The sequence below is a fragment of the Pyrobaculum organotrophum genome, assembly GCF_055384425.1.
Genome location: NZ_AP042430.1, coordinates 702,839 through 726,754 on the forward strand (window position 1 = coordinate 702,839; position 23,916 = coordinate 726,754).

Sequence of the window (23,916 nt, forward strand, 5' to 3'; positions counted from 1 at the left end):
ACAACGATTGCTCCTGTGGCTGCGAAGGTCAACAACATACCTCCCAACGCCGCCTTGCGGCGCTAAAAGACAAGAGAGACGAGAGAATTGACAGGAAAAAGGAGGTTATAAACGCTCGCACAGTGGTACGGCTTGCCCTATGTAGAGGAGCGGCTGTATTCAACCGCCTGCCCCCGTTGTGGCGCTAAGATGGGAGAGGGGTCGCGTAATGTATTGCCCCACCTGCGGCTCATAGAGACAACGCCCCCATGACATGGCAGAGAAGAGGTACTGGGGGCTAGAAACAACCCCCCACCCCGACACACCCAAAACAGACCCCCAAGCCCCCCAGAGAAAGGCCAAGAAAAAGATAGGGGAACGAGATGGTTTATCTCTCTGTGGTTATTAAAAGGTGAAGAGTTGGAAATTCAGCGCTTTGGACCCCGATCATCTATCAACAGGTATAGCGTCATCACATATTTATTATGATACGGCGTTTTAAAATGTGGAAGGCATAGAGGTTGCAGTGAAGAGGTATCTGGCCGGCGACAGATCTGCGTTAGATGCTCTGAGAGAGTTCGGCCTTTTAAATAGGCAGGAGCCAGCCACAAGGGGGTACGTCCTTTACAAAGCCCTTAAGTATGGCATAGACGTATCTAGTTACGTCAAGTACCTAGACTGGAGGGAGTTCGAGGAGTTTATACGCTACGTCTTCTCGGAGTTTGGTTACAACGTGGTGTTAAATGTTAGACTAAATTGTGGAAGAAGCGCTGAGTTTGACGTCGTTGCATGGAGCCGAGATGTGGCGTTTGTTGTAGAGGCTAAGAAGTGGAAAGGCGGGGGCGGCAAGTGGGAAGAGATCGCGTGTAAACACCTAAAGAAAGTTAAAATGTGTATTTCTAAACTACTTGTTTTTGCTCCCTTTGTTGTGCCGCTTGTAATCTCCTCTACTGATGTTAATTTTATTTCCGGCGGAGTCCCTGTGGTATCTATTAGAAAAATTGGGAACTTTCTCGCCTCTTTTCACGACTTCAAGAATTACGTCATTATACTTAAATAGACACTCGTCGCATGCATATGTATATATGGCGATAGAAAGCTCGGATTTTATCTTCACTATGTTATATGTTTCAAGTCTGCGTGTGCAGAAGAAGCAGTAGATCACAACCCCTTTTCTGTCTTCTCTTCGGTGATGGAAAGATCTGCGACAACTCTAGCCCTCTTTTGTGGGACTAGGAATTTTTCAGTAACAGCTATTAAAATCGCGAGTCCAAAAATAGAGAGAGACACGCTCTTTGCGTAATTACTCAGCACCACGACTATGTCATTAAACTTAACTATGTATATATATGGTAGAGGCATGGCATAAATTAGTGCAAGAAGCGCCATAATCTTGGGAAGTTGTCCAATACGCATTTTTACAAAAAACTCCAGATATGCGGAGGTTGCTAATATTGCAATCGACAAAATAGCGGAGAGCGCCCAGGGGATGTTTAGAAATCTTTCAACTTCTCCACCTACAACTATTTCAAAGTTTCCAATATCTACGGGGATAGTCGCGTAAATAGGTTTTGCAAAAGGGCCTATCGCAAGTATTACTACAGTTAGTACAGCCGCCATAGATGTCAATAACACAAACACCCCCTCTTCTCCCTATTTGAAGTTTTTCATTGGCGACATTTTGTAAATTTCTCGGTTCTAAACGCTTATATTATCTAGCTACGGCGGCATTGTTGAATATCTCAGTTTGCCGACTATCCAATCTTTAAGCACTATACGCGCTGCTTCATCGATGTTTACCTTTCCGCCTTTTAGAAGTCTTTTTTTAACTCTTCCTATCTCCTCAAGTGCGTTTTCTAAATCACAGTCGATGCCGTAGGCTTCCACAAGGGCTTTTGGGTTATAGGACAATACGCGTCTAAGTAGTGCATACGCGTAGGGTACTGGGTCGTCTATAGTGCCTGGATCTACCAAGCCTTTGATAACATCTAAAGCTAAGTCGCCTGTCGACATCGTTTTTACAACGCCTGGCGTATCTAACACCAAAAGCCAGCTTTTAGCTCTCACTAGTTGTTCTCCCCTAGTCCACCCTGGCTTGGGACTCGTTGGGGCGACGTAGCGCCCCTTTAGGTAGTTAATTATTGTCGACTTACCGACATTTGGATAGCCCACGACAACGACTGTGACAGGTATGCGCGGAGCTAGCGATCTAATAGCTACTATCAGCTTTCGCGTGCCAAGTCTATATTTGGCACTTATATAAACTACGGCTCTGCCTAGGCTTTTAAAATAGGACCTCCACTTCTCTAACACGTCTCGTTCTACAAGATCCGCCTTGTTTAAAACTATTAGCAACCTCTTGCCTAATTTATCTGCCAGCTTTTCAACGTCTTCTACTCTGGTAGCCCCTGGATCTCTTGCGTCAACAACTTCAAGTACTACATCGCCATCTTCTATAACTCTTCTTACTAGCCGCCAAGTCTCTTTCACGTCAGATTCTTAGACAACATTTAAAAAATGTAGCTATTGTCGCAATGTGTCATTTAAGCCGCCACCTTCAAGACTAGAACTTATTAAATTAAGAAGACAACTTACGTTATTTCAAAGGATAAGGAAGACTTTAGAAGATGCTCGAAATTCTACAATCCAGAGAATAAGGGCGTTAATTACAGACTTGGAAAAGTTACGTCGTGAAATTGCGGACGACTTTGTAGAGATATCAACAAACTTCAAGACTGCGGTAGCTAAGACAGGCATAGATAGAATAGAGAGTATAGCAGATTTAACCCCCAAGACTGTAAAGGTGGAGCTTGTAAATAGAGGTACACACATGGGCCTTGAGGTGAGAGACTACGTGATGTATCCGACTTATAGCATTGTGACAGAGGCGGCTGAGCTCGATATCGCTCTAGTGAAGACAAGAGAGCTTTTAAAGAAACTTGTGGAATTTGCTGAAAAAGAAACTCTGTTCTATACGCTTTTAAACAGAGTACGTGAGTATCAGAGGATGATAAATAGCATAGACTACGTAATAATCCCCCGCATAAGAGAGAATATGCAGTACATTAGACTTGCGCTAGAAGAGGGTGAGAGAGAGGAGTTTATAAGGAGAAAGATAATAGCGTCACGTATATAAGGTTGGTGCTTCAGACACTAGCATGTCTATGAAAGATCTCAATGTAGTTATCAAAGAGCTTGTCGACAAAGAAATTGAAAAAGCCATGGCAAATATAAAAGAAGAAATTAGAGAAGTCACATCTCTTATTGATAAGAAAATAGAGGAGCTCCGTCAATATTTAAAAACCTAAAAGGTTTAGAGCCTATGAACGCCAAAGCATTAGTCACGGTTATATTAATGGCGATGTTAACAATGGCCCAGACAACACACACAGCAACAGGGGGCGAGAAGTACTTAGGGGCTGGCCTCGCCGTCGGCCTCGCTGGTCTTGGCGCTGGAATTGGCGTTGGTATAGCGGGTGCTTCAGCGATATCCGCTCTTGTTGAAAAGCCTCAAGAGCGGATTTGGTACTTAATATTTCTAGCGCTTGCGGAGGCGATAGCGATCTACGGCCTGTTGATTGGTCTGCTGGTGTTTACTGCCTAAGCCCTAGTAAGAGGCTCAAACACTCTTCTTCTTTTTTCTGTTGGCACGCCTTCCGCAAGCAATGCAGCGACTCTAATCAACGTAACTACTTCTGCCTTCATATACTCTAAATGTGCAGCCAGCGCCCCGAGAGAAAACTCGGAGAACCTTGCTATATATATATCTGATAGCTTTTTCACATATGCCGGGTATATATTGTCCATCGCTATTGAGATATTTTCTAATGTGGGGGCTTCTGCCACCATATCTATTAGTATCTTGCCCCAAGGCACAGCTCCTGCATTCTCTAAGAACTTTGTCGGTGGGTCTCTTACGGCAGATGTCACTAGCGGCGTTGGTTTGCCAATGATGAGTTCGTTTAGCTCTTCTGTTAGCCCCCAAATTCTTGCTCTTATTGCTATTAAGACATTGAGGTATTCCTTTAGCTCTGTGATAAACATATTCAAAGATTTGTCTTTACTCACGGGCGCCGTCTCAGAGAAGTCTTCGATCCACTGTCTGTCTAGAAAAACGCTTAGTTTATCTTCGCCATATTTCGACGCTAGCTCAAAGGCCTTGTAAGCTGGGTGTCTCATCTGTTTTAATCTATCTCCAATCTCTTCTATGTTTTTGACGCCGAGAAGACTCGCTATTATATGGCGTCTTCTAGTAAATTCGAGAGGTTCCCAGAGTATGAAATCCTCTGGGTTTCTACCTGCTTTAATTGCTATTGTTAAGTTTCTGATATTCTCATATTCAAAATACTTAAGTGAGGATAGTATCACAGCTTTTGCATCACCGCTCGAGCCTAGAAATATTGATTTTACTCTGTCTAGATATATTTTTATTAAGCCCCTACGTAACTCATCTAGGTTGTCTCTAGTAAGTTTATCAAGAGCTATATTGTAATGTGTTGTTTTTAAAATATTTAAAAACTCGTCTAGTGTATTTACATAAACTAGAGAGATAAGTTTATCACGTGGTAGCTCTTTTATACGGAGACCTCTTACTCTAGGGCCTAAAGAAGGTCTTCTCAGTATTGAACTCATAAATTGAGAATAGCTAATGCCTTCTCGATAAGCTTGTTTTTGTTTTCCCGGTATTTAGATAAGATTTTCTCTTTCTTATCTTCCGCGCTCTTTATAATCTTCTCTGCCTCTTTTTTTGCCTCTTCAACCGCCTTGTTTTTATATTCTAATATGGCATTACTAACGATTCCCTCTATTTTTTTAATAATTTCATCAGAATATTTTTTAGACACTTGTTCTACATATATTAGGACGTTTGTTTTTGTCTCATCGGCGCTCTTTATAACTTTGTCTATCTCTTCAAGTCGCTTTAAAATTTCATCTATTTTAAACATATTTATGCATTGAAGCTGGGCTTATATAAAGTTGATGAGTCCAGGACTAACTGAGTGGTGAAGATACTTCTCGCATCTGATCAGACGCGCGGAATTAACATCATTTTCAGCCCGTCCCCGTGTAACTTCACCTAACTTTCTCACTGCAGCGGTATTTAATATTTTCCGTACAACTCCTTATGCCCGATTTGTAATGTCAATAAATTTATTTACCTACGCAGTAACTATTGTGGTTCTCCAAATCGCTGAACAAATAATATTTGCCGTGTTGTTACTTCTCGCCCTTATAATCCTAGTTACTATACTTTCGTCATCTATTCGTATAATTCCTGAGTACCAAAGGGCTGTTAAATTTAGACTAGGCCGTGTCGTAGGCGTAGTCGGCCCAGGGCTTGTGTTTATAATTCCGATAATCGATACTATAATGAGATATGACCTACGTGTTGAGGTAGTAGACGTGCCTGCACAACGCGCGTTGACTAAGGATAATGTCGAAGTAACTATAGACGCAGCAATATACCTTAGAGTAGTTGACCCGTTGAAAACTGCTTTAACTGTAAGAAACCATGTACCAGCTGTTGCAATATATGCAGCGTCTACTCTCCGCGATGTTGTTGGCATGGTGGATCTCGACACTTTACTCACACATAGAGACGAAATTGCGAAAAAGATCGCATCAATAGTAGACGAACATGTAACTCCATGGGGTGTAAAAGTAACCGCAGTTGCTATCAAAGATATAAAGCTTCCTGATGTATTACTCCGCGCAATGGCCAGTCAAGCAGAGGCAGAGAGAGTTAGACGTGCTAAAATTACGCTGGCTTCTGCTGAATATGAAGCAAGTAAGATCTACCTCGAGGCCGCCGAGCGCTATTCTCAGAATCCCACTGCTGTTCAACTAAGAATGATAGACGCATTGATTGAAATAGCTAGAGAACATAACTTAATCATTGTCACGCCGCCCACTCTGGAGTACGTAGCTCTGCCCTTGGCTGTTACCAAGAGAGAAAAGAAGGAATGAAAAAGTGGATACTTCTACTTCTTTTGACATGTTTTTCTAACGCTTATATAGTACACACTATATATACAGTTGAAATAAACGGTATAATAGGCCCATATACGCTCTCGCAAATAGAGAGAGCGATTTCTCTTGCCGAGCAAAACAACGGCCTTGTCCTACTGTTGTTGTCTACGCCAGGCGGTTTGGCTGATGTAACACTTCAAATTATGAAAGAGGTAGGAAACTCGCCGGTTCCAATTGTGGGTTTCGTATATCCAGATTATAGTTACGCTTGGTCTGCGGGCACTTATGTATTAATGTCGACGCATATAGCGGCTATGGCGCCACATACAGTAATAGGGTCTTGTCAGCCTATTGCCGGAGGGACGCCGGTTAACGAATCGAAGACTCTTAACGCATTGATAGGGTATCTAGAAACTGTTGCCAAGTCTTATGGGCGAAATGGTACTTTTGCCAGGCTATGTATAACTAAAAATGTGAATCTAGGCGCAGACGAGGCATTAAGATATAAGGTTATTGATATAATTGCAAACGATATAGACGATTTGTTAAGGAAAATTAATGGGAGTTCTATTGTCTTGAGAAACCAGAGAGTTGAAATCGTGGTTATTGGAAGTGCTATACAGCCGGTTACGCCCACGCCTACAGAAACCTTACAGATGTGGTTGAGCGACCCCGTGGTGTCAAGTATTTTATCTCTACTCGCATTTATACTTCTATTAACAGCCTTTTTGACAGGCCACCCAGCGGCCATAGCAGCCGCGATTATATTACTAGTTGTCTCTATGTTTTCTATTCTCCCAACTGCATGGCTTAGTCTCGTTTTGATAATTATGGGCGCGTCTCTTATCGTATTTGAAATTTTAGCAGGTATGGCGGCTCATGGAGTTGTCGCTGGCGTCGGCGCAGTTTTAGTTGTAATTGGCTTCTTATCGGCATACCCAGCTAGTGTGTTTGGCAGAGAGCTTATACATATCAAAGATTGGTGGTTGATACAGCTCGGGCTTTATATAAACATAGCAGTACTAGTCGGCTTTATTGGCCTAATAATTTACAAGGCTGTGGCAGTTCATAAAGTAAAACCCCCCTCTGAGTTTTTGACAAACCTAAGAGGTATGGAGGGCGTAGCATTAGACGACATTGAACCCGGCGTGCCGGGTTTTGTAAAAGTTTTTGGAGAGTATTGGAAGGCCGTATCAGATGTGTCTATAAAAAGGGGTTGTAAAATAAGGGTTCTTGAGGTACAAGGTGATAGATTAAAGGTTGAGCCGGCGGGTATCAACACGCCGGAGGGAACGGAGGGAGAAAAGTGATGGAAAGAGGGGGTTATTTAGTCTGTGTCCGCTTTTCGCCGTCCTACTGATATTTGCCGAGGACGGCGTCGTCAAATGTGCCGTCTTTGCCGACGACAACTTCCGACTTAACGACTTCGGTGAAGACGTCGTAGTACGTATACACGCCGCCCGCGTCGACTATAGACAGAGACTCAAACATAAACAAGGCGCCGTCTAGAAGCCCCTACTCCCGCAGAGTTTCAATCAGTTTAATGAACTGCTCCACCATGAGATTGGTACAGTTTTCAAAGTTTGGCCCCACATATGGCGCGTAGGAGAAAAGTCGGAAACGCACTTTCAGCTCCTCCGCTTCACCTGCCTGACGGCGTCGCCGTCGGGCGGTTGAGTCGGGAGAGCTGTTGTGAAGAGGCCGCGTTAGAGCCGCCTCCGTTGAGCCTCGCGGCAAATCGGCGTTACACCTCACGCGCGGCTTTGCACAGCTCGCCCCTGCTTAAGTAGACCAAGCCAAGCGATACAAGGTAAGACACAGACATAAACAATACACTAAATATATCGCGATCATAAGGTCTCCCCAAATTGTAAGCTATGGCCATGAACATAGCGCCGTTAGGGCTGCAGTATGCTAGAACTGCATAATACAGCGTCAGGAAAATGGCTGTGTGAAGCAGAAACATGAGTATATCAAAATCGCCAGCAAAGACAAGATAACAGAAAAATGAAATTGGAATAATAGGCGCTAAAAAATATGCCATTTTACTAACAGAATGTCTCACTGTGAGGCGGCGTTCGGTTTGGCCCATGTCTACATGTGACACGTAAGTGAAAAACCAGAAACATCCTTTTAACTATTCCGGCTCACTTGCCCGACGGCGACGTCAGACAGGTGAGTCGAAATAGTTGAAAGAGAGACTCTTCAACTAGTTTTTCTCCCCCACGCCCTTTACGCATATGAACCAAGTCTATAGGACGCTAAAGATAAAAATTCCCTGGCGGTTGGTCGAGGAGCGGCCGGACGTCCTCGACCTTGCCGTAAGGATGCGCTCGCGGCGGAGGAGTACGCAGGGAAGCTGTCGAAGGAGCTGGTTGGGAAGGAGAGGGCCAGGCTCGCGCCGGAGGAGCTGGACAGGCTCCTCATGCCGGACAGGCGGGAGCTGGCGCACCGGATTATCGAGGAGGTGTTCCCCAAATACGGGTTGGGGAGGTACTTCGTAAAGCAAGCCAGGGTGTTTTGGCGCGACGTGGTATTCCACAGGGCGGTTCCGTTGAGCACCAAACTTAGGGTTGGGAACGAAAGAGACGTGAGTAGAGCCGTTTTCGTTGACCTCAAGAGCGGCGTCGCCAGAGTATGAAAAACCGGCATACTGCCTTTCGCCGTCAGGTTGAAGAAGGGCAATGTCGTTTGGATCAGAAAGCGGTTGGAAGAGGGTGCGAAACTCAAGGTGGCATTTCTCGGCGTAGAGAAATGGAAAGGCAAGAAGGGGCCAACGTACGGTGGCTTGTATATCGCTCTCATCTTTGCTAGAGAAGTAAGTCAGCTAAAGCGTCTCTTCACGATTCAGGAGACCCTTAGTTCGTCACCTGGAAGAACTTGGGTTGGCTTTAAAATGTTTTTGAGCCCTTAGCAAAACTTTCCCAAGCCTATGGAGATTTCCCAGGAATAACATCACAAGGCCGAAAACTACCAATTCAGCCTCATTTCCAACAACGCCCATGGCTAAAACTATGGCGCCATATATTGCCATCATATATATGAACATAATTGAGCTATCTCTCTAGCAATATAACACCGGTATTTACATTTGACATGACGTAATAGCAGTACGTCCCCCTATCTTTCTCTTGGCCCCTCTCCGGGGGATTCGGGGGCCCGCCCCGGGTACACCGGGGCGAGGGGGCAGGTCACCTGGGGGACGTGGCGCAAAGTCATTAACTTTCCCTATTTGCGCGCCCCCGTCAACCGCCCCAGGGGCTAGGCGTCGTTTATGAAGCAAGAAAACTTACGAGGTTAAAAATGTGATGGTCGCCGAAAAAGTGGGTTGTTTCTGGAGTAGCTCCCAGTACCTCCTCTCAGCCCATATCATGGGCATGTTGTCTCTATGCGCTCTGAAGCCGCAGGCGGGGCAACGCATGAAGCGGCCTTCCTCTTTTGCCATCTTAGCGCCACAACGGGGGCAGACGGTTGAGTACAACCTCCCCTCTAGATACGGCACGCCGTACTACTGCGCCGACTCCTTCAACCTCCTCCTTAACTGCCCAAGCCCGTCTAGGAAGTGTTTTCTCACGTCGTTTCCGTTGCCCTCCTTCAGCTCTCGGTAACTCTCGTCCTCCATCGTGTCGACGACTATGGCGGCTTGACGTTCTCTGGCCAGTTTTATGATTTCGCGAGCGGCGTTTATAACGACCTCGCGGATATGTGCAAGCTGCGAGGTCGTGCGCCGCTGCGCAATGGAGCCAAACTCACGCCGTACAAGGCCTTGGATATGTCTTCTGGTAGAGACCTAAGCCATGTCATTTCACAGTTATGGACATCCACCTCCTCAGGAGTATAACTTATATAGTATAAAGGTGGACACGCTGTGAGTTGTACATCTGCTGTATTTTGTACACCTAGAGCATCTCGCGAAGATGAGCTCGTTGCCGATGTGATAATAGTAGGCGGCGGATTTGGGGGTCTTGTAACAGCGTTAGAACTTAAGAGATACGGCTATAGACCTAGGGTAGTTTACATAGGACATTTAGGCGGCCACCATATTTTAGGAAATGCGCCAAGGTACTCGGACTATATAGATGTACAATCAATAATAAGCAAAGCCAGTGAATTAGACGTAATAGAGGGGTTTTTTGATGGAATTTACATATATCATAAAGGTATAAAATATAGAGTACGCTATAAACACCTAGTTTTAGCTACAGGGGGTTTCGATGCACCGATAACATTTCCAAATAGCATCAAGGCGCCTCAGAAGACTGCAGAAGAGGTTCTATTACAACAACCCACAGGTCTTAAAATTGCCGTTTGGGGCACAACCGAGTGGGGGCTACGTACTGCACTTACATTAAAAAGACTTGGCAACGACGTAATAGTTTTAGATAACTCTGCATATATAAGAGATACGAAATATTTTGAAAAGGTCAAGAAGACGATAGATTTCCCCATTGCCACCTCTGTAAGGATTAAGAGTTATGACAGAGGAGTTTTAAAATACAACGTTATAACTGAAAAAAGGACTATAGAGAAAAGAGAGGAGAAACTCGATCTTATAGTGTCGACTGTAAGAATGGTGAACCCGTATGTAGTCACAAAGCTGGGGTTTAAAGTGTATTACAGCTTTGAGTTAAATTCTCTTATACCCAGGCGCACCAACCTCGGCGAACTTTTGACACTAGATGACACAGGTAGAGCCGTCGGCGGGAGTAATATCTACGTGACTGGCCACCTCTATGGCGCAGTGAGAGAAAACCACATTGTAGAACAAGCCAGGTTGCTGGCTATGTACATAGCTTCTAAAGATGGGCTTGAAGATGGGGAAAAAGTTAAAGATGGTTTAGGTAAGTTCCTCGCCACACTTGCGGTAGAAGCCAACTGGCTTTATAACCTTGGCAACAGACTTGAATATGGCACAGACAACACAGGACGATACATAGAGCCTAATGTTATCGACGTCCCACACTGGGCTTCGTATTGGCCACAAGAAGAAGATATAGAAGGCGTCATCATATGCCCCTGTGACAATACGCCTATAGATAAAGTGTTAAAGGAGGTAAAAGAGGCGAATAGGCTGAAAGAGATAAAGACAAAGATAACACATAAAGACGTTGAACTGCTAAGGCAATTAAAGCTCCCACAGCTTTCATTTGGAGAATCTGTATGTGCCGAATCTATGTGCCTACCCTACGCAACAATAATACTAGGGGCACTGTTAGGACAGAAGCCGTCGTACTTTATATACGGCAAACTCCCACAGTAGCCAGAAAATTACGCCAATTGGGTATTTTTTATACAGAAACCAGTTGGCTTAACAACTGTCTTAATTTCTCTAGCCCATCTTTAGAATTAGACTCCAGCTTAACTCTAAGCACAGGCTCCGTGTTGCTAGGCCTGATTAATAGCCTTCCATCCCTAGTTCTTATATCTATTCCGTCTAGCTCATAAAATTCGAAAGAAACAGCCCTCTTTTTTGCCTCTTCAACTGCTTTTCTAGGGTCGGCAACTTTGAGATCTAGACGTTCTTCATAGACCTTAGGCGCCTCCTCTAGTATTTTGTCTAGTGTCGTGTTTCGCTCTTCGATAATAGAAAGTATTTTTAAAGCCGCATATATACCGTCGTCAAAATAGTTATTTTCTTTAAACCCGATATGTCCACTATACTCTGCCCAGAAAATCGCGTTATATCTCGCCGCCGTGGGCTTTTGGAAACTGTGGCCTACTCTTTGCCTGATTATCTTAACCCCCCGCTCTTCTGCGACTTTCTCTAGATATAGAGGCATAGTGATATCAAACACGACAGTATCGCCTGGTTTTGCATAGTAATTTATGAGTGTATAAACCATTTTTTCAGGCCGAAAAACTTCGCCTCTGGCTGTAACAAGGCCAACTCTGTCGCAGTCGCCATCAAGCGCAATACCTGCATCTAGTCTATTCTCTATTACTAACTTCTGAAGTTGTTTTAGATTTTCCGCCTTCTCTGGATCTGGCAAGTGAGCTGGAAATCTGCCGTCTGGAAAGTCGTTTATTGCAACGACCTTTCTAAAACTTCTCTCTAACAGAGGTTTTAATATCACGCCAGCCGCATTAGCCGGGTCAAATCCTATAGATAGATCTAATCTTCTAAACCTCGCCGTTATATAGTCGATGTACTTTGTCAAAATATCGCTGACATATACAACGCCGCGAGTCGCTGGAGGAGGGGACTCTAACATATTTGCTAGTTGTTGAATTTCATGACTCTCTAAATCTACGCCTCCCGGCTTCATGATCTTCATACCGTTGTACTCCGGCGGGTTGTGAGATGCTGTTATCATCACCGCGGGCTTTTGGAATATATACGATGCGTAATGCGTCACAGGGGTTGTAGACGTGCCTATAAACACGATGTTGCCCCCCGCGAGAAGCCCTCTAGATAACGCTTCGGCAATTCTAAATGAGTGTGTTCTAACGTCCATACCGACTATAATATCTCCGCCGTTGAAAAACTTCGAAATAGCGTATCCAATCTTCTCAACTAAATCCATCGTCAACTCTTTATCTACTACACCTCTAATATCATATGCCTTAAATACCGTCATCGCAATTTCAATACTGCAAAATTATATATTTTGACGTATATATATCTGTGAGACTTGGCGGAGTCGCAGACTTGCCGCTACACGACGGCCATGTGCCGCCTTGGTTATTTATACGCATGAGGAAACTCGCCTCGTTGATTTTACATGTGATGTACGACCTCTACGGCCCCGACGGCATTATTGAACGTTTTGCACACCCCGTCTTTTTCCAAGCCTTTAACAACATTATAGGCATGGACTGGGATAGTAGCGGTAGCACCACTGTAACTACAGCGGTGGTAAAAGAGGTTTTACGAAATTCTGACGTAATACCTGTGAGAGTGGCTGGGGGGAAAGGCCGTCAAGCCTTAAAAACGCCGAATGAGATAGAAGAAATCGCCAAGCGTTTTGGTCTAGACGCCACACAGCTTATAACAGCTTCTAGACTCACCGCTAAGGTAGATAACACGTTGATACAAGATGGGTACGAGATATACCACCATGCCTTCTTTATATCTGAGACAGGCAGATGGTGTGTTATTCAACAAGGCATGAACCCAGAGGTTAAAATGGCGCGTCGCTACCATTGGATTTCTACTGAGGATTTCTTCAATAGTCCCCACACAGGGATTATCGGATTCCGCCATAACAACGTCCTCAATTTAGCGTCTAAAAACAGTAGAGATAATAGGTCGATAATTTTAGAACTCGTAAATGAGGGAGCTACAAAAATTGCAAAGTACCTAGCCCTTCTGCGCGGTCAGACAACCTTGGTAGACACCCCCTACTATCATCCATATGTAAAAACCAGCATCGACATAGACATCAAGACAGTTTTGAAAAATCTACCGCCGCCTAAGTCTGTAGACGATTTTAAAGAACTTCTGCTCAAATATAGAGTGGGGCCTAAGACTTTACGCGCACTTGCCTTAGTTGCAGAAATTATTTTTAAAACTCCCGCAGATTGGAGCGACCCAGCTGTAGACCCGTTTAAATTCTCCTTTGCAGTAGGAGGGAAAGACGGAGTGCCGTATCCAGTTAACAAAAAGGTATACGACGAATTAATTGCCCTACTTGATGCGGTTGTAGAAAAAGCCCATACAAACCCTGGGCTTTATCGCTACCTTGCCCACTTGGCAAAGAAGGCAGAGATGTGGAAATTTCCTGAAGATAAAAAGAGACCTACTTAACAACTTATTTGACAACTACAACAAGCCTAGCCCTTTAAGGCGAGGAGCGCAGTGGAGGTTCCGCTATGTGCTACCTCTCTGGTGGGTCATAGAGTTTCAAAGCAGCTGGGTTTATATTGAGACCACTGTGTAACCCTGGACACGTCCTCGAGGATGTATCTCCCAACTATTTCAAAATCGGCTCCTGCTCGTATGGCGTCGCCCGGATTACCGCCTTGCAGTCCTATGCCGGGCGAAATAATTCTGTAGCTACAGCCTAGTTTCCTACGAGCGTGGGCTATAACATCTGGTTGGTTGCCAGGCAAGACGTATCCCCTGACGTCTCCCACATCTAACAACTCCTCCCATATTTTGTCATATAGAGTTGGCGCTGTCATTTTAGCTAGGACGTATATATGTCTGCCCCTTGGGAGAGACGGATATAGGAAGCCGTGGGTAATTACGCAACATGCACCTCTGTTGATAAGTTTCTCGATTACTCTATTTGCCACATGTGGAACGTCAGCAATTTTTAAATCGACAATTACATTACCAAATCTCGCAATCTCGCCGATGATAGATGCACCACTAGCAAGTACTAAGTCCCATCCGACTTTAAATCCTGCGACTAAGTCTTTAAGCGTTTTTGCAACGTCAAGAGCCTTTAAGACCTCCGTATCCAATGCCACCACTACTGGGTACACGAGAATACTCTTGTAACAACTTATATCCTTTGACACTACCCCTTACGTCGACACCGAGAAATGCAAGTCTCAACTTAGCACCTTCTTCCAATCTCTATCTGATCCAAGCGACGTCGCTCTTTTTCAATTTTACAACAAACGTCTCTCTTAATCTCCACACTTTGATGACGCCGCTCTTGAGGTCAACGAAAACGACATTACTTATATCTTTCTCGTCCTCGACTCTCAACTAGGCATTGAGCGGAACCGCCCGGTGGAACACTACGTCACGCCAGAAGAACTTAGCCCACTCTGCGATATATCTCTTAAGTCCGTACTTGGGAAACACCTCTTCGATAATCTGGCGCGCCAACTCGCGCCTGTCTGGCGTGATGAGTCTGTCCAACCCTCCGTCGTCAGCTTCGGCTCCTCTTGCCCCGCAATCTCCTTCAACAGTCTCCTGGCGTACTCCTCAACGGCCAAGTGCATTCTTGTCACAAGGTCTAGAACGTCCGGCCTCTCTTCGATGAGTTTCCAGGGGATTTCTATCCTCAGCGTTCTGTATACGTACATGTGTGTATATGTGGTGGGGCTGAAATCTCTGTTGGTTATAGAAGGCGCATGGGGGCAGGCCAAAAGTTTCACAAGACAAACCCACGGCGCCGTCGTGAAGGCGGCGTTAGGAGGCTTGGCCATGACCTTCGCCGCCACAAGAACAACCGTCGTCGTAAGCAACGTGTTGACACCCGCCGTTGCCGCCCCAAGCCCAATTCACACTGGCGATACCCACCGCGGCACTCGCGGCGAAAACCGCCGCAAACCCGTTTTTCAACCCGTCCACACCTCTAACGCAACCACACACCACTTTCTACTACCTCGGCTCACCTGCCTGACAGCGACGACGTCAAGCAGGTGAGTCGGGAGAGCTGAAAGAATGTTTCAAAACTTTTCTCCCCCACGCCCTTTACGCATATGGGCCAAGTCTACAGAGTGTTGAAGATCAGAATCCCATGGCGATTAGTCGAAGAGCGGCCAGACGTCCTTGACCTTGTGACGAGGATGCGCCTTGCGGCGGAGGAATTTGCAAGGAAGCTGTCGAAGGAGTCAATGGAGAAGGAGAGGGCCGGGCTCGCGCCGGAGGAGTTGGACAGACTCCTCACTTCCGACAAGCGGGAGATGAGTTGCAAACCGACGATTTTTGACCCAGCTGAATGGGCGTATGTAATAACTTTGGCAAAGGCGTTGCTACCCGAGCTTTCTTTTCATAGAGACAACACAGCCACTGAGATTGCGAGCAGACTAAACGGCATATCTATCGAAGTTTTAAGAGACTTCAATTGGGAAGCGCCAGTTATATATATGCCTCCCTTTGAGATTTTGGCCGAAGGCACTGTCACTATAGCAGTAGAGGGCTATACCGCTAAAAAATTACTTAGGCGTAATATAAAGGCAGACGTAGTTGTCAGCGACCTCGATTTTGAGCCAGATGGAGTAGAGCTTGGAAAGACGCAGGTAGTGCATGTACATGGCGATAACTATTGGCGTATTCCAAACAGAAGGTGGGTCTATACAGTACAGACGTGGCCCATTGGCTGTACATTTAACATCTCTGGCTTTACTGACGGAGATAGAGCTGCTTATCTCGCATATTATATGGGCGCGAGAGAGTTAACGATTTCCGGCTTTTATCCGCATATTGTTATAAAGAGGAGCAATGATATCAAGAGGAGAAAGCTTGCTGTCGCAACACACCTACTATACAGACTCTCTCTCAGAATCCCCATACACTTTCTCTAGTAAGTATCTAATGGTATAATCTAAACTTTCAAGCCGTTTTTTATCCGTTTCTATCCTCAGGTACTCCTCAAGAGATAGTTGGACAGGCATCATATCTTGTCCCGATACTACCACACACGGTTGCCCTCCGCAGAGGGCCAGGGTGTATACAGTCCGGAAAGGCTCGAGATCTATGAAAAACCATATTTGTCCCCCCAATTCTTCTAACGCTTTTTTCAGTCGCGATAGTGGTACCAAGTGTTTCATTCGCCAAATTTTTCTGTAAGTGCCAAATAGCTTCCAAGTATAGGCATTATGTCTATACCTCTTATTCTCCCCAGAGCCCCACGCCAACAAGTGAGTTCTGAAAACTTACTTACATCGTCTGTTACAACATCGGGCCCATATAGTAAAATAGGTACAGACTCCCCCGTATGTTCCTTTACAGATATTGGAGTGGCGTGGTCTGAGGTAATCACTACATAGTTATTTAGTAGTCTGTCTAAATATGGCGTTAGTGCTTTGTCTAGTCTTTCTATTACAGAAACCTTGCCTTTAAAATCTCCATCATGTGAGGCGCTATCTGTGCCCTTTACATGTAGAAATACTAAGTCGTAGCGGCCCATTAGCTCTACCGCAAGTCTTACAGCTTCGTCAAACATATCGTCTTTAGTTCCACCAAGGCCTCGTGCTGTGTATACGTCCATACCGACTGCACGCGCGACACCTCTTATTAAAGCGACGCCAGCTATAGCCGCGGCTTTGATATTGTACCTCTCCCTAACTGGCTCAATCTGGGGCATATAGCCTCCACCTCTTAACAAAATGGCGTTTATAGGCAACCTCCCCTCTAGTCTCCTCTTTCTATTTATTTCTAAGTCTTTGGCAACTTCGGAAAACCGTTTTGTGACCTCATTTATAACCTCTGCCGTGAGCACGGCCTCCTTACTATTCTCCAGAGGCCGCGACTCTAACAGTTTTGCGCCAACTTTATGCGGGTCTGTATCACTTACTTTATGGCTTACAGACCCACGGAGTACTAAAACACCTCTATGTTCCACAGTGGATTTATAGATAATCTCCACGCCATATTTTCTCTTTATATCCTCGGCTATATTGGCCATGAGGTTTTCTACGGCCTCTACTTCTTCTGGCGTAATGTAGCGACCTGCGCGTCTGTCTAAAACCATGCCGTTGTCGTCTATTGTAGCGAGGTTGGTTCTAAATGCGACATCGCCTGGCTTTAACTCTAAGCCAGCCCCCAGCGCCTCAAAAGCGCCACGCCCTGTGTAATACTTATACGGGTCATAACCGAAGAGAGCTAGGTGCGCAGTGTCAGAGCCTGGGCGTACGCCAGGGGCTATCGGGTCTAAGATTCCACAAGACCCAAGAGAAGTTAGATAGTCTATTGTTGGCTTAAATGCGGTATGAAAAGGAGTTCTCCCGCCTACAGGTCTATCGCCTCCCCCGTCGAATAATATCCAGAAAACGCTAGGCATGAGTTTCTCTCTTAACCCACTCTAGGTAGTCGATATACCCGCCTACAATAGGTAGTGCAATAATCTCTGGAAGTTGATACGGATGAATAGACCTAACCTCTTTTATCAACTCGTCGAGTTTATCTGCGGTAGTCTTCGCTATTAAAAGTACCTCATTAGTCTCTTCTATTTTTCCTTCCCACCAATACATCGAGCTTGCTTGTGTAATATTAACGCATGAGACAAGTCTCTTTTCAAGAAGATGTCTTGCTATTTTCCTACCGTTTTCATTGTCAGGAGCTGTAATCAACACAACTAAGTACATACGAGGTGGGTTGGTATACATTTTGTATATAACCATTGTGTCGCTGACTAAAGTCATGTCCAAGCCCCCTTTGTGGCTCCCGACCCTCCCCGGGGGCTCGTCGCAATGTCAACTATATCAACGCTTTCCATTGTAACTATCGTGGTGCTTCTTAGGGACGAGAGTAGGCGCGTCTCCAACTAGTTTTTCCCCTCCGTGCCGCATGTGTCCATGAGCCAAGTCTACAGGATGCCAAAGGTGGAAATACTGTGGCGTCTAGTGTGACCGCTTCAGCGCTCTATGTCTAAGCCCTTGACTCTCACAGTCTTGGGCCTAGGAGAGAGTTCGGCGTCAAGCAAGGAGATGTTGTTTGTAAAGAGCGAGATTTTTCGTGACAGAGAATAAAACAGTGTTGTGATATCACAACTACACCTCTACTTTCCTAATTATATCTACTGCGGCTTTAGCTATTTCTAATGTGGCTATTGACCTTAGTCTATACGGTGGTATGCCTACGCTCTTATGTATTGCTAGCTTCTTATCGAAATGTATAATATATACTTTACCAAATCTACTATACATACTTATAAATTCTTTACTTGGTTTTTCTATTACTTTATTTATAACAACGCCAAGTACCTCCGCCTTAATTAGCATATGTAGAATTTCTATTGCACGTAGTGTTTCAAAGTCTTCCTCAACGATGTACAATACGGCGTCACATCTTAGGAGACGTTTCAAATATTTTTTATCTGTCAGTTGAAACGCTGGGAAGTCCACAATAGCAATTTTAATACCTTGGTAACTATCTAACGGTTTTACTACTCTTGTTGAAGTTCCCGTTAAGATGTAATATGTATACGCAAATACATTAGCAAAAGTAGTTTTCCCAGTCCCGCCCTTTGCGCCACTTGTTATACAAATGTCCACGCTTTTATTCTTCTCAATTAAAACCCGCTTTAGGGTTGAGAAACATATGGGCTCTTCTGCCGTGTGGCGAATTTTAGCCATAGCGTGTCATACATAGAAAATAAGCGCTCCTCCTCGCCCCTAGAGGACGAGACTTCCGATTATGGAGGTGCAATTTTCTACATTTTAGGATTTTCGCCAAGTCTATCGAGAGCTTTAGGAGTAAGCATTTAGGAATTGATAATCACTTTATGAGTATAGTGGAAAAGAAATACATCATAGGCGAAATAACTCTGGAGGAATACATAAGGATGTACTATCTGAAGAAGAAGAACTACCTTAAGTACATTATTTATAGAATTATCCACATTTTTAGTTAATGTTTACAAAATTCGCGAGCTTTTTTCTTATCTTTCAGCGACATCCTATATCCGTCTTCACCATCGCTGTAGTAATTCTTCAATACTTCGACCAGTTGGAAACCGGCGGATTCGTAAAGTCTTAACGCAGGCGTATTTGAAACTCTAACCTCAAGAAATACTTCAGAGGTTTTACATTCTGTCAAGAGCTTAAGTGCTGTACAAAGTAGCATCTTACCTATGCCCAATCCTCTATATTCTGGTGCGACAGCAATTGATATTATGTGTGCTGCATTAGTCTCTACACATGTTATTATGTAACCCGCGACTTTGCCGCCAACTATATAAACATAGGAATTCTCGCCACAATAGGAACATAGAAATTTCAATAGCTCTATGCTATAGATATCATCTTGTTTAAACGATTTTACCTCAACCTCATATATACCCGGTATGTCTGACGACTGACACCTCCTTAGCACACAGAGATGCGTTTTGCTGCTATTAAACGTGGTTTTTAGCTGTTGCAAATATATACAGGGGGCCCCATTACAAATGTGTATGCCTTCGTTGATATGCCGTTTAGCCCCAGCGGAGTTACTCACCTTATAAGGCTTCACAGGAGTGTAGGGTTTGAAAAAGAGTTGCAGGAAGTCGCCGATGTGCTAAAAGTTGTCAAGGAGGGAAATATCAACGTCCTAGCTGTTATAATTGCGCCATATGGATGGGGCAAAAGTGAACTGCTAGACGAGGTTGAAAAACTTGCAGCCGAGGAGGGTTTTGCGATCGTCAGATTCGCTCTTTCACTAGATAGTGAGTTTTTGACGCAGACTATTGCCAAGGAAAAAAACAAGCCTATGTTAGTATTAATAGATGAGGCAGATGAAATATCACGTATTGCGGCAGTACATAAACTTGGTGCTTTAAGTGACGAAAAGTTTGTAAAAATGATTCAGAAAGTGGCGACATATATAAGAGCGTTGTTAGAACCCCGCTCGTACCGCCATATGTTAGGCGATCCAGAGAGATTTAACAAAATAGCAATAATCATAGCTCTTACGCCTCAGCTTTACTATACAATACTAAAAAACGTAATACCGGATGTATTTGACATAACTAGCGGAAGAGTCTATAAAGAGATTGTACTAGATACCCGCTATCCATTTTGGCAATTTGTAGAAACCGTAAAACAAAGGCTTTCAGCTTATTCGTCGCAAGAACGCTTAAGAAAAATAGAGAAAGGAGATATCGACCCCCTCAGCCCATTTACGTTGCATGAACTAGCGGCTCTGTATCACTTGGCCAAGAGAAAAGGCGAAGTGACGCCAAGGTCTCTTATGAAGTTAACCGCGAGGCTTTTCCAACTTAAGAAAGAAGGTGGAAGGCTAGCGTATCTACTAAGAGAAGAGGGTATAAACCCTGATTTAGATGACGAAGTTTTAGAGCTGGCGTTTGCGGGAATTTCTTTTGAAAAGAAGACTCCAATTTCTAAAGAGGTTTATGTCTATAGAGTGCCATATGAAGACAAAGAGGCTTTAGTGACAGTTAGAGAGTATTTACTAACCAGGGGCAAAGACATAGATTTAAAAGATCCCAAAAACGTCTCATATGAGCCATATTTTTACTATTCACTAATTGAACATGGAAAGTTATATATATATGTATTTACAGAAGATAGCTTAGATATATCAAAATATTTGATTGGAAAGAAATATCTGGTTTTAGACGATATAGCAAAACTCGTGGGAATAGATGAGGTACAGTCTGTGGCTACGCTTACAAGAGAGCTAAGCCAGAAGTTGGAGAATTATATGTCTCTACTAGAGGAGGTTGAACACATAATAGGTATAGATGGTATACGTCTACGGATTTGTTGCGGATATGCCATATGGCAAAATAACATGGGAATACGTGAGAGCTATATCTTTATCCACGTCGATAGAGAAGACGAGCTGAAAAAAGTAATAGGTGATCTAACAAACATAATAGCGCAAGGCGCCGTAGGTGGATATGTCATAGACTATATAAATATATTTATAACAAGCAGAGTTTTACTTAGCGAGACTATCCAAGCCGCAGTGACGCCCCTAATGTCTGCGTACTGGAAAAGATACTATCCAGAGCCTGCTGCCAATTATGTCACAATACAGATATATGGTGCAGATAGGATTGAAAAGCTAAAACATGAAGTTATCAGATTTGAAATAAATAAATTACTAAGGCGTAGCTCTAAATTCCCAGAGTTTGTAGATGTGATTCGTTTAGGTAGAGAAAAAGCTAGAGAAAACATCATACGTTATACACTAGCTTTGAGAAAGAGTAAAGAGAAAAAACAATCAGCGTTGATTAAGGTAGCGGAAGCGCTTGACGAGGGTCAAGAAGTCGAGGGCTTCAAGTCGTATAGGCTTATAGAAGAAATTTTACTAAACACGTTTGAAGAGTCTATCCATGAAAAAGAATTAAGGTCGATAATTGTTGCGCTGTTTCCCACCAATCTGTGGAGAGAGATTAGAGAAGACGACGTAATTGAGTTGATGAAACTTAGAGGCGTCTTGATACCTAACGGCGACTATCTCTACAAGTTTAACGAGGAGCTCGCGCGTCGCTATCTTGGAAATATATTAGATCAGATAAAATCTTTTAGTGAGGTCGTAATAGAGAAACAAACGCCACTAGGCACAATTAGGTTGTCTAAGAAAATAGACGTCACCGAGGTGAGAACTAGTTTTGAGGATAGAAAGACTTATGCCAAGGCTCTTAGAGAAGCGTTACAAAAGCTTATAGAAGCAAAGGAGAGGTATGAAGAAATAAGGAGAGAACTAGAGCGCGAAGCCGAAGAGAGGGCAAAACTTCTGAGAAGAATTTCGACAATATTAGAAAGATATCCTCAGAGATCGAAATTTATCGATGTTGTGAAAATCAGACCACAAGACGTTGAGAGAGAAGAAGCATTAGTTCAAAAGGTTGAAGAGGTTTTGAAAATCTGGGGTGAGATCAAACATATGGCGAAATACATTCGGTCGAAGATAGATGTAGAAAGAGATTTAGAAATACTGTTAGAACTCCCCGAGCCTTGGCTTGATGACTACATTTCAACTCTAAGGCTCTACGCCTTTGAGATATCTAAACGGTATGAAAAGATTATACAACTAGAGAGGGAAAGAAAGACTGCATTGGAGTGGTTAAAAGCTAAATTCGGAGATGTTGGTGACGACTTAGAGAAAGCTATTGTCACAATTGCGTCGAAATTGGGCATAAACGCAAGACTTTTGGAAGCAGTAGCCCGTAGAGGTAAAGGCGCTGTCTTAGACGTAGAGGAATTAGCTAAAGAAGTAGGACTTGAAAAACCCAGCGTAGAGGAATATTTAGAGAGACTTCACAAAGTTGGGGCAGTGGAGAAAAAATATGTTGCTTAAGATTAGCATAATTAGGGGGGATAGCGATATAGCCCAAGGAGATGTTATTATAGATGCCAGAGGGAGGCCACAATTTTACGACGTTATAATATTAAGCGGACGAGAACTGAGGTCTATAGTTGCTATTGGGACAGTAAGTGAGGGAGTTCCGATAGGCCTAGGGAAGTACACTAGGAAACCTGTTGCGGCGGTTGTAATGGGGAGAGTTTATATAAGAGGTATACCACTTACGTTATATGAAGAGAGCGGTCTTTTAGAAAGAGAACTAATTGAGACCTTAACTAAAACAAATATCGCTACAGACGCCGTACTTAAAAAATTAAAAGAGCTTGTGATTGCCGAGAGACGTAAATATAAGCGATCTCCTACTCTGACTTTAATCAGTCAATACGTTGTTGGTCAAATTGATTCATTACCTCCACATATAGCGGATATAGTGGGGGGCTTGAGCCGTGAGGAATTACAGAGACTCTTCAACCGTCTTGTCGAAGAGCTGTATTGATGTATCAGCTACTTTCTGAAGTCCTAAAATTTGCAGAATTAGAACATGTACAAACCATAATTGGTATACCAGAGGAATTAAAGAAGTTGGTAATTCCGTGCGAGGGAGAGGGAAATTTCGACTATTATGCCGTAGACTCAGGCTATTTAGTAAGACGCATAAGTAACATAGATGTCTTAATACAGTCAATAGTGGCGGTCGGCAAAGATATCAAAAGGAGGTTCTATATACGAAGAATTGGGGAAGATCCACATATAGAGGCCAGGAAGAACGAGCTACAGTTTGCGGAGACATTAGATGCAGAGGTGATATTAGTGGACGGACCTATAACTCCATATGCAAATATAACAAAAGTAGTAGGCGTTTCTAAAGATCCTCGTCTCATTAGGTACGGGCCTAGGATACCAGATAAAGACAAGAGAGAGATATTTGTAAAATTAGCGAAATCCATAGGGGAGAGAGAAGTCGCTAGCGTATTGTTAGCACATTCGCCACCAGGTTCTTATCTAGTACCTGTAGATCTAGGCGGACTCTACGGCACATTTTTTAAGTCTGACTGGGTGCTCTATGTGGAATTTCCAAAAAATCTATCGGCAAGTTATTTATGTCCTCTTTTTAGAAGATATCCCATTAGGCTTAGATTAGCACATCGCCTAGCTAAGATAAACAGACAATATCTAAGGACCGTTGGGCTTCTGGTTTCAAGAATACTAAGTAATTATACTCTTCAACCACGGGAAACTCTATAGCGACTAGGAAAAATTCCCATTTGCTGTATACTTATCACAGAAGTTAAGAAATATTTTGAGAAGTA

At 43.8% G+C, this 23,916-nt stretch carries 26 protein-coding genes and 3 pseudogenes; 14 read left to right on the forward strand and 15 right to left on the reverse strand.

Translation table 11 applies throughout. The features are described 5' to 3' along the window. Positions 1–484 precede the first annotated feature (484 nt). Complete coding sequence (locus ACZ49R_RS04180; RefSeq protein WP_464733863.1) at positions 485–1,039, forward strand: NERD domain-containing protein; 555 nt, start codon at positions 485–487, stop codon at positions 1,037–1,039. Positions 1,040–1,140: 101 nt separating this feature from the next. Here ACZ49R_RS04180 and ACZ49R_RS04185 read toward each other — a convergent pair whose 3' ends face one another. Together ACZ49R_RS04185 and ACZ49R_RS04190 are read right to left on the reverse strand one after the other, a co-directional pair. After that, positions 1,141–1,614, reverse strand: a complete 474-nt coding sequence (locus tag ACZ49R_RS04185) for a hypothetical protein (protein ID WP_464733864.1) — start codon at positions 1,612–1,614, stop codon at positions 1,141–1,143. 84 nt (positions 1,615–1,698) lie between these two features. After that, positions 1,699–2,469: a GTPase gene (locus tag ACZ49R_RS04190; protein ID WP_464733865.1), complete on the reverse strand. Its 771-nt coding sequence runs from the start codon at positions 2,467–2,469 to the stop codon at positions 1,699–1,701. A 46-nt stretch (positions 2,470–2,515) separates the two neighbouring features. Here ACZ49R_RS04190 and ACZ49R_RS04195 point away from each other — a divergent pair, with 46 nt between their 5' ends. Genes ACZ49R_RS04195 through ACZ49R_RS04205 form a run of 3 tightly spaced genes read left to right on the forward strand, consistent with a single transcriptional unit; the run spans position 2,516 to position 3,583 of the window. Beyond that, entirely contained in the window at positions 2,516–3,115 is a 600-nt protein-coding gene (locus tag ACZ49R_RS04195) for a V-type ATP synthase subunit D (protein WP_464733866.1), read from the forward strand. Between the two features lie 22 nt (positions 3,116–3,137). Next, a complete protein-coding gene (locus ACZ49R_RS04200; RefSeq protein ID WP_011762799.1) occupies positions 3,138–3,287 on the forward strand; it encodes a hypothetical protein in 150 nt (49 codons plus the stop codon). Positions 3,288–3,301: 14 nt separating this feature from the next. Continuing rightward, entirely contained in the window at positions 3,302–3,583 is a 282-nt protein-coding gene (locus ACZ49R_RS04205; protein WP_011762800.1) for an ATP synthase subunit C, read from the forward strand. Here ACZ49R_RS04205 and ACZ49R_RS04210 read toward each other — a convergent pair. Next, positions 3,580–4,611: a V-type ATPase subunit gene (locus ACZ49R_RS04210; protein ID WP_464733867.1), complete on the reverse strand. Its 1,032-nt coding sequence runs from the start codon at positions 4,609–4,611 to the stop codon at positions 3,580–3,582. The genes ACZ49R_RS04205 and ACZ49R_RS04210 overlap by 4 nt on opposite strands. After that, positions 4,608–4,925, reverse strand: coding sequence for a hypothetical protein (locus tag ACZ49R_RS04215; RefSeq protein WP_464733868.1), 318 nt, complete (start codon positions 4,923–4,925; stop codon positions 4,608–4,610). The genes ACZ49R_RS04210 and ACZ49R_RS04215 overlap by 4 nt, the downstream gene beginning before the upstream one ends. Positions 4,926–5,154: 229 nt before the next feature. On the opposite strand from ACZ49R_RS04215, the gene ACZ49R_RS04220 reads away from it, so the two are divergent. Together ACZ49R_RS04220 and ACZ49R_RS04225 are read left to right on the forward strand one after the other, a co-directional pair. Then, a complete protein-coding gene (locus ACZ49R_RS04220; RefSeq protein WP_464733869.1) occupies positions 5,155–5,946 on the forward strand; it encodes a slipin family protein in 792 nt (263 codons plus the stop codon). Beyond that, positions 5,943–7,259, forward strand: a complete 1,317-nt coding sequence (locus tag ACZ49R_RS04225) for an NfeD family protein (RefSeq protein ID WP_464733870.1) — start codon at positions 5,943–5,945, stop codon at positions 7,257–7,259. The genes ACZ49R_RS04220 and ACZ49R_RS04225 overlap by 4 nt, the downstream gene beginning before the upstream one ends. Positions 7,260–7,302: 43 nt before the next feature. Here ACZ49R_RS04225 and ACZ49R_RS04230 read toward each other — a convergent pair whose 3' ends face one another. Together ACZ49R_RS04230 and ACZ49R_RS04235 are read right to left on the reverse strand one after the other, a co-directional pair. Next, positions 7,303–7,440, reverse strand: coding sequence for a hypothetical protein (locus tag ACZ49R_RS04230; RefSeq protein WP_464733871.1), 138 nt, complete (start codon positions 7,438–7,440; stop codon positions 7,303–7,305). 253 nt (positions 7,441–7,693) lie between these two features. Then, positions 7,694–8,041, reverse strand: coding sequence for a hypothetical protein (locus ACZ49R_RS04235; protein WP_464733872.1), 348 nt, complete (start codon positions 8,039–8,041; stop codon positions 7,694–7,696). A gap of 148 nt (positions 8,042–8,189) precedes the next feature. On the opposite strand from ACZ49R_RS04235, the pseudogene ACZ49R_RS04240 reads away from it, so the two are divergent. Then, positions 8,190–8,782: pseudogene (locus tag ACZ49R_RS04240) on the forward strand (hypothetical protein); the annotation flags it as partial. 33 nt (positions 8,783–8,815) lie between these two features. On the opposite strand, the gene ACZ49R_RS04245 reads toward ACZ49R_RS04240, so the two are convergent. Together ACZ49R_RS04245 and ACZ49R_RS04250 are read right to left on the reverse strand one after the other, a co-directional pair. Continuing rightward, positions 8,816–8,986 carry a hypothetical protein gene (locus ACZ49R_RS04245; RefSeq protein ID WP_245218327.1) on the reverse strand — a complete coding sequence of 57 codons (171 nt, stop codon included), beginning with the start codon at positions 8,984–8,986 and terminating at the stop codon, positions 8,816–8,818. A 252-nt stretch (positions 8,987–9,238) separates the two neighbouring features. Beyond that, a pseudogene (locus ACZ49R_RS04250) lies at positions 9,239–9,652 on the reverse strand (zinc ribbon domain-containing protein); the annotation flags it as partial. A 165-nt stretch (positions 9,653–9,817) separates the two neighbouring features. Here ACZ49R_RS04250 and ACZ49R_RS04255 point away from each other — a divergent pair. Next, entirely contained in the window at positions 9,818–11,209 is a 1,392-nt protein-coding gene (locus ACZ49R_RS04255) for an FAD-dependent oxidoreductase (protein ID WP_464733873.1), read from the forward strand. Positions 11,210–11,237: 28 nt separating this feature from the next. Here the strand turns inward: ACZ49R_RS04255 and ACZ49R_RS04260 are convergent, their stop codons facing one another. After that, positions 11,238–12,527, reverse strand: a complete 1,290-nt coding sequence (locus tag ACZ49R_RS04260) for a phosphomannomutase/phosphoglucomutase (protein ID WP_464733874.1) — start codon at positions 12,525–12,527, stop codon at positions 11,238–11,240. Positions 12,528–12,574: 47 nt separating this feature from the next. Here ACZ49R_RS04260 and ACZ49R_RS04265 point away from each other — a divergent pair, with 47 nt between their 5' ends. Next, the gene (locus tag ACZ49R_RS04265; protein ID WP_011762810.1) at positions 12,575–13,696 is read left to right on the forward strand and encodes a DUF763 domain-containing protein; all 1,122 of its coding nucleotides are present in this window, start codon (positions 12,575–12,577) and stop codon (positions 13,694–13,696) included. 86 nt (positions 13,697–13,782) lie between these two features. Here the strand turns inward: ACZ49R_RS04265 and ACZ49R_RS04270 are convergent, their stop codons facing one another. Further along, positions 13,783–14,379 (reverse strand): orotidine 5'-phosphate decarboxylase / HUMPS family protein, encoded by a 597-nt coding sequence (locus tag ACZ49R_RS04270; protein ID WP_464733875.1) that lies wholly within the window; start codon positions 14,377–14,379, stop codon positions 13,783–13,785. Between the two features lie 97 nt (positions 14,380–14,476). Beyond that, a pseudogene (locus ACZ49R_RS04275) lies at positions 14,477–14,931 on the reverse strand (zinc ribbon domain-containing protein); the annotation flags it as partial. A gap of 399 nt (positions 14,932–15,330) precedes the next feature. Here ACZ49R_RS04275 and ACZ49R_RS04280 point away from each other — a divergent pair. Further along, entirely contained in the window at positions 15,331–16,155 is an 825-nt protein-coding gene (locus ACZ49R_RS04280) for a hypothetical protein (protein WP_464733876.1), read from the forward strand. A gap of 242 nt (positions 16,156–16,397) precedes the next feature. Here the strand turns inward: ACZ49R_RS04280 and ACZ49R_RS04285 are convergent, their stop codons facing one another. From ACZ49R_RS04285 to ACZ49R_RS04295, 3 genes are all read right to left on the reverse strand, one after another. Beyond that, positions 16,398–17,633 carry a 2,3-bisphosphoglycerate-independent phosphoglycerate mutase gene (locus tag ACZ49R_RS04285; RefSeq protein ID WP_464733877.1) on the reverse strand — a complete coding sequence of 412 codons (1,236 nt, stop codon included), beginning with the start codon at positions 17,631–17,633 and terminating at the stop codon, positions 16,398–16,400. Then, the gene (cutA, locus tag ACZ49R_RS04290; protein ID WP_464733878.1) at positions 17,626–17,937 is read right to left on the reverse strand and encodes a divalent-cation tolerance protein CutA; all 312 of its coding nucleotides are present in this window, start codon (positions 17,935–17,937) and stop codon (positions 17,626–17,628) included. The genes ACZ49R_RS04285 and cutA overlap by 8 nt, the downstream gene beginning before the upstream one ends. 405 nt (positions 17,938–18,342) lie before the next feature. Beyond that, the gene (locus ACZ49R_RS04295; protein WP_464733879.1) at positions 18,343–18,927 is read right to left on the reverse strand and encodes a GTPase domain-containing protein; all 585 of its coding nucleotides are present in this window, start codon (positions 18,925–18,927) and stop codon (positions 18,343–18,345) included. A 149-nt stretch (positions 18,928–19,076) separates the two neighbouring features. Here ACZ49R_RS04295 and ACZ49R_RS04300 point away from each other — a divergent pair, with 149 nt between their 5' ends. Next, positions 19,077–19,205 (forward strand): hypothetical protein, encoded by a 129-nt coding sequence (locus tag ACZ49R_RS04300; protein WP_464733880.1) that lies wholly within the window; start codon positions 19,077–19,079, stop codon positions 19,203–19,205. Here the strand turns inward: ACZ49R_RS04300 and rimI are convergent. Further along, on the reverse strand, positions 19,202–19,666 hold the full coding sequence (gene rimI, locus ACZ49R_RS04305) for a ribosomal protein S18-alanine N-acetyltransferase (protein ID WP_053240337.1): 465 nt from the start codon (positions 19,664–19,666) through the stop codon (positions 19,202–19,204). The two genes, ACZ49R_RS04300 and rimI, sit on opposite strands and share 4 nt — an antisense overlap. Before the next feature lie 75 nt (positions 19,667–19,741). Here rimI and ACZ49R_RS04310 point away from each other — a divergent pair, with 75 nt between their 5' ends. From ACZ49R_RS04310 to ACZ49R_RS04320, 3 genes are read left to right on the forward strand one after another with little or no spacing between them, the layout of a single operon-like run. Next, a complete protein-coding gene (locus tag ACZ49R_RS04310) occupies positions 19,742–22,600 on the forward strand; it encodes a hypothetical protein (RefSeq protein WP_464733881.1) in 2,859 nt (952 codons plus the stop codon). After that, on the forward strand, positions 22,590–23,102 hold the full coding sequence (locus ACZ49R_RS04315; RefSeq protein ID WP_464733882.1) for a hypothetical protein: 513 nt from the start codon (positions 22,590–22,592) through the stop codon (positions 23,100–23,102). The genes ACZ49R_RS04310 and ACZ49R_RS04315 overlap by 11 nt, the downstream gene beginning before the upstream one ends. Further along, positions 23,102–23,851, forward strand: coding sequence for a DNA double-strand break repair nuclease NurA (locus tag ACZ49R_RS04320; RefSeq protein WP_464733883.1), 750 nt, complete (start codon positions 23,102–23,104; stop codon positions 23,849–23,851). The genes ACZ49R_RS04315 and ACZ49R_RS04320 overlap by 1 nt, the downstream gene beginning before the upstream one ends. Positions 23,852–23,916 lie beyond the last annotated feature (65 nt).

Coding starts and splice junctions, on each gene's coding strand:
- ACZ49R_RS04235 (WP_464733872.1), bottom strand. CDS start 8,041: ATGGGCCAAACCGAACGCCGCCTCACAGTGAGACATTCTGTTAGTAAA.
- ACZ49R_RS04300 (WP_464733880.1), top strand. CDS start 19,077: ATGAGTATAGTGGAAAAGAAATACATCATAGGCGAAATAACTCTGGAG.
- ACZ49R_RS04320 (WP_464733883.1), top strand. CDS start 23,102: ATGTATCAGCTACTTTCTGAAGTCCTAAAATTTGCAGAATTAGAACAT.
- ACZ49R_RS04230 (WP_464733871.1), bottom strand. CDS start 7,440: ATGTTTGAGTCTCTGTCTATAGTCGACGCGGGCGGCGTGTATACGTAC.
- ACZ49R_RS04210 (WP_464733867.1), bottom strand. CDS start 4,611: ATGAGTTCAATACTGAGAAGACCTTCTTTAGGCCCTAGAGTAAGAGGT.
- ACZ49R_RS04215 (WP_464733868.1), bottom strand. CDS start 4,925: ATGTTTAAAATAGATGAAATTTTAAAGCGACTTGAAGAGATAGACAAA.
- ACZ49R_RS04245 (WP_245218327.1), bottom strand. CDS start 8,986: ATGATGGCAATATATGGCGCCATAGTTTTAGCCATGGGCGTTGTTGGA.
- ACZ49R_RS04260 (WP_464733874.1), bottom strand. CDS start 12,527: ATGACGGTATTTAAGGCATATGATATTAGAGGTGTAGTAGATAAAGAG.
- cutA (WP_464733878.1), bottom strand. CDS start 17,937: ATGTACTTAGTTGTGTTGATTACAGCTCCTGACAATGAAAACGGTAGG.
- ACZ49R_RS04280 (WP_464733876.1), top strand. CDS start 15,331: ATGGGCCAAGTCTACAGAGTGTTGAAGATCAGAATCCCATGGCGATTA.
- ACZ49R_RS04285 (WP_464733877.1), bottom strand. CDS start 17,633: ATGCCTAGCGTTTTCTGGATATTATTCGACGGGGGAGGCGATAGACCT.
- ACZ49R_RS04205 (WP_011762800.1), top strand. CDS start 3,302: ATGAACGCCAAAGCATTAGTCACGGTTATATTAATGGCGATGTTAACA.
- ACZ49R_RS04315 (WP_464733882.1), top strand. CDS start 22,590: ATGTTGCTTAAGATTAGCATAATTAGGGGGGATAGCGATATAGCCCAA.
- ACZ49R_RS04295 (WP_464733879.1), bottom strand. CDS start 18,927: ATGGCTAAAATTCGCCACACGGCAGAAGAGCCCATATGTTTCTCAACC.
- ACZ49R_RS04200 (WP_011762799.1), top strand. CDS start 3,138: ATGTCTATGAAAGATCTCAATGTAGTTATCAAAGAGCTTGTCGACAAA.
- ACZ49R_RS04225 (WP_464733870.1), top strand. CDS start 5,943: ATGAAAAAGTGGATACTTCTACTTCTTTTGACATGTTTTTCTAACGCT.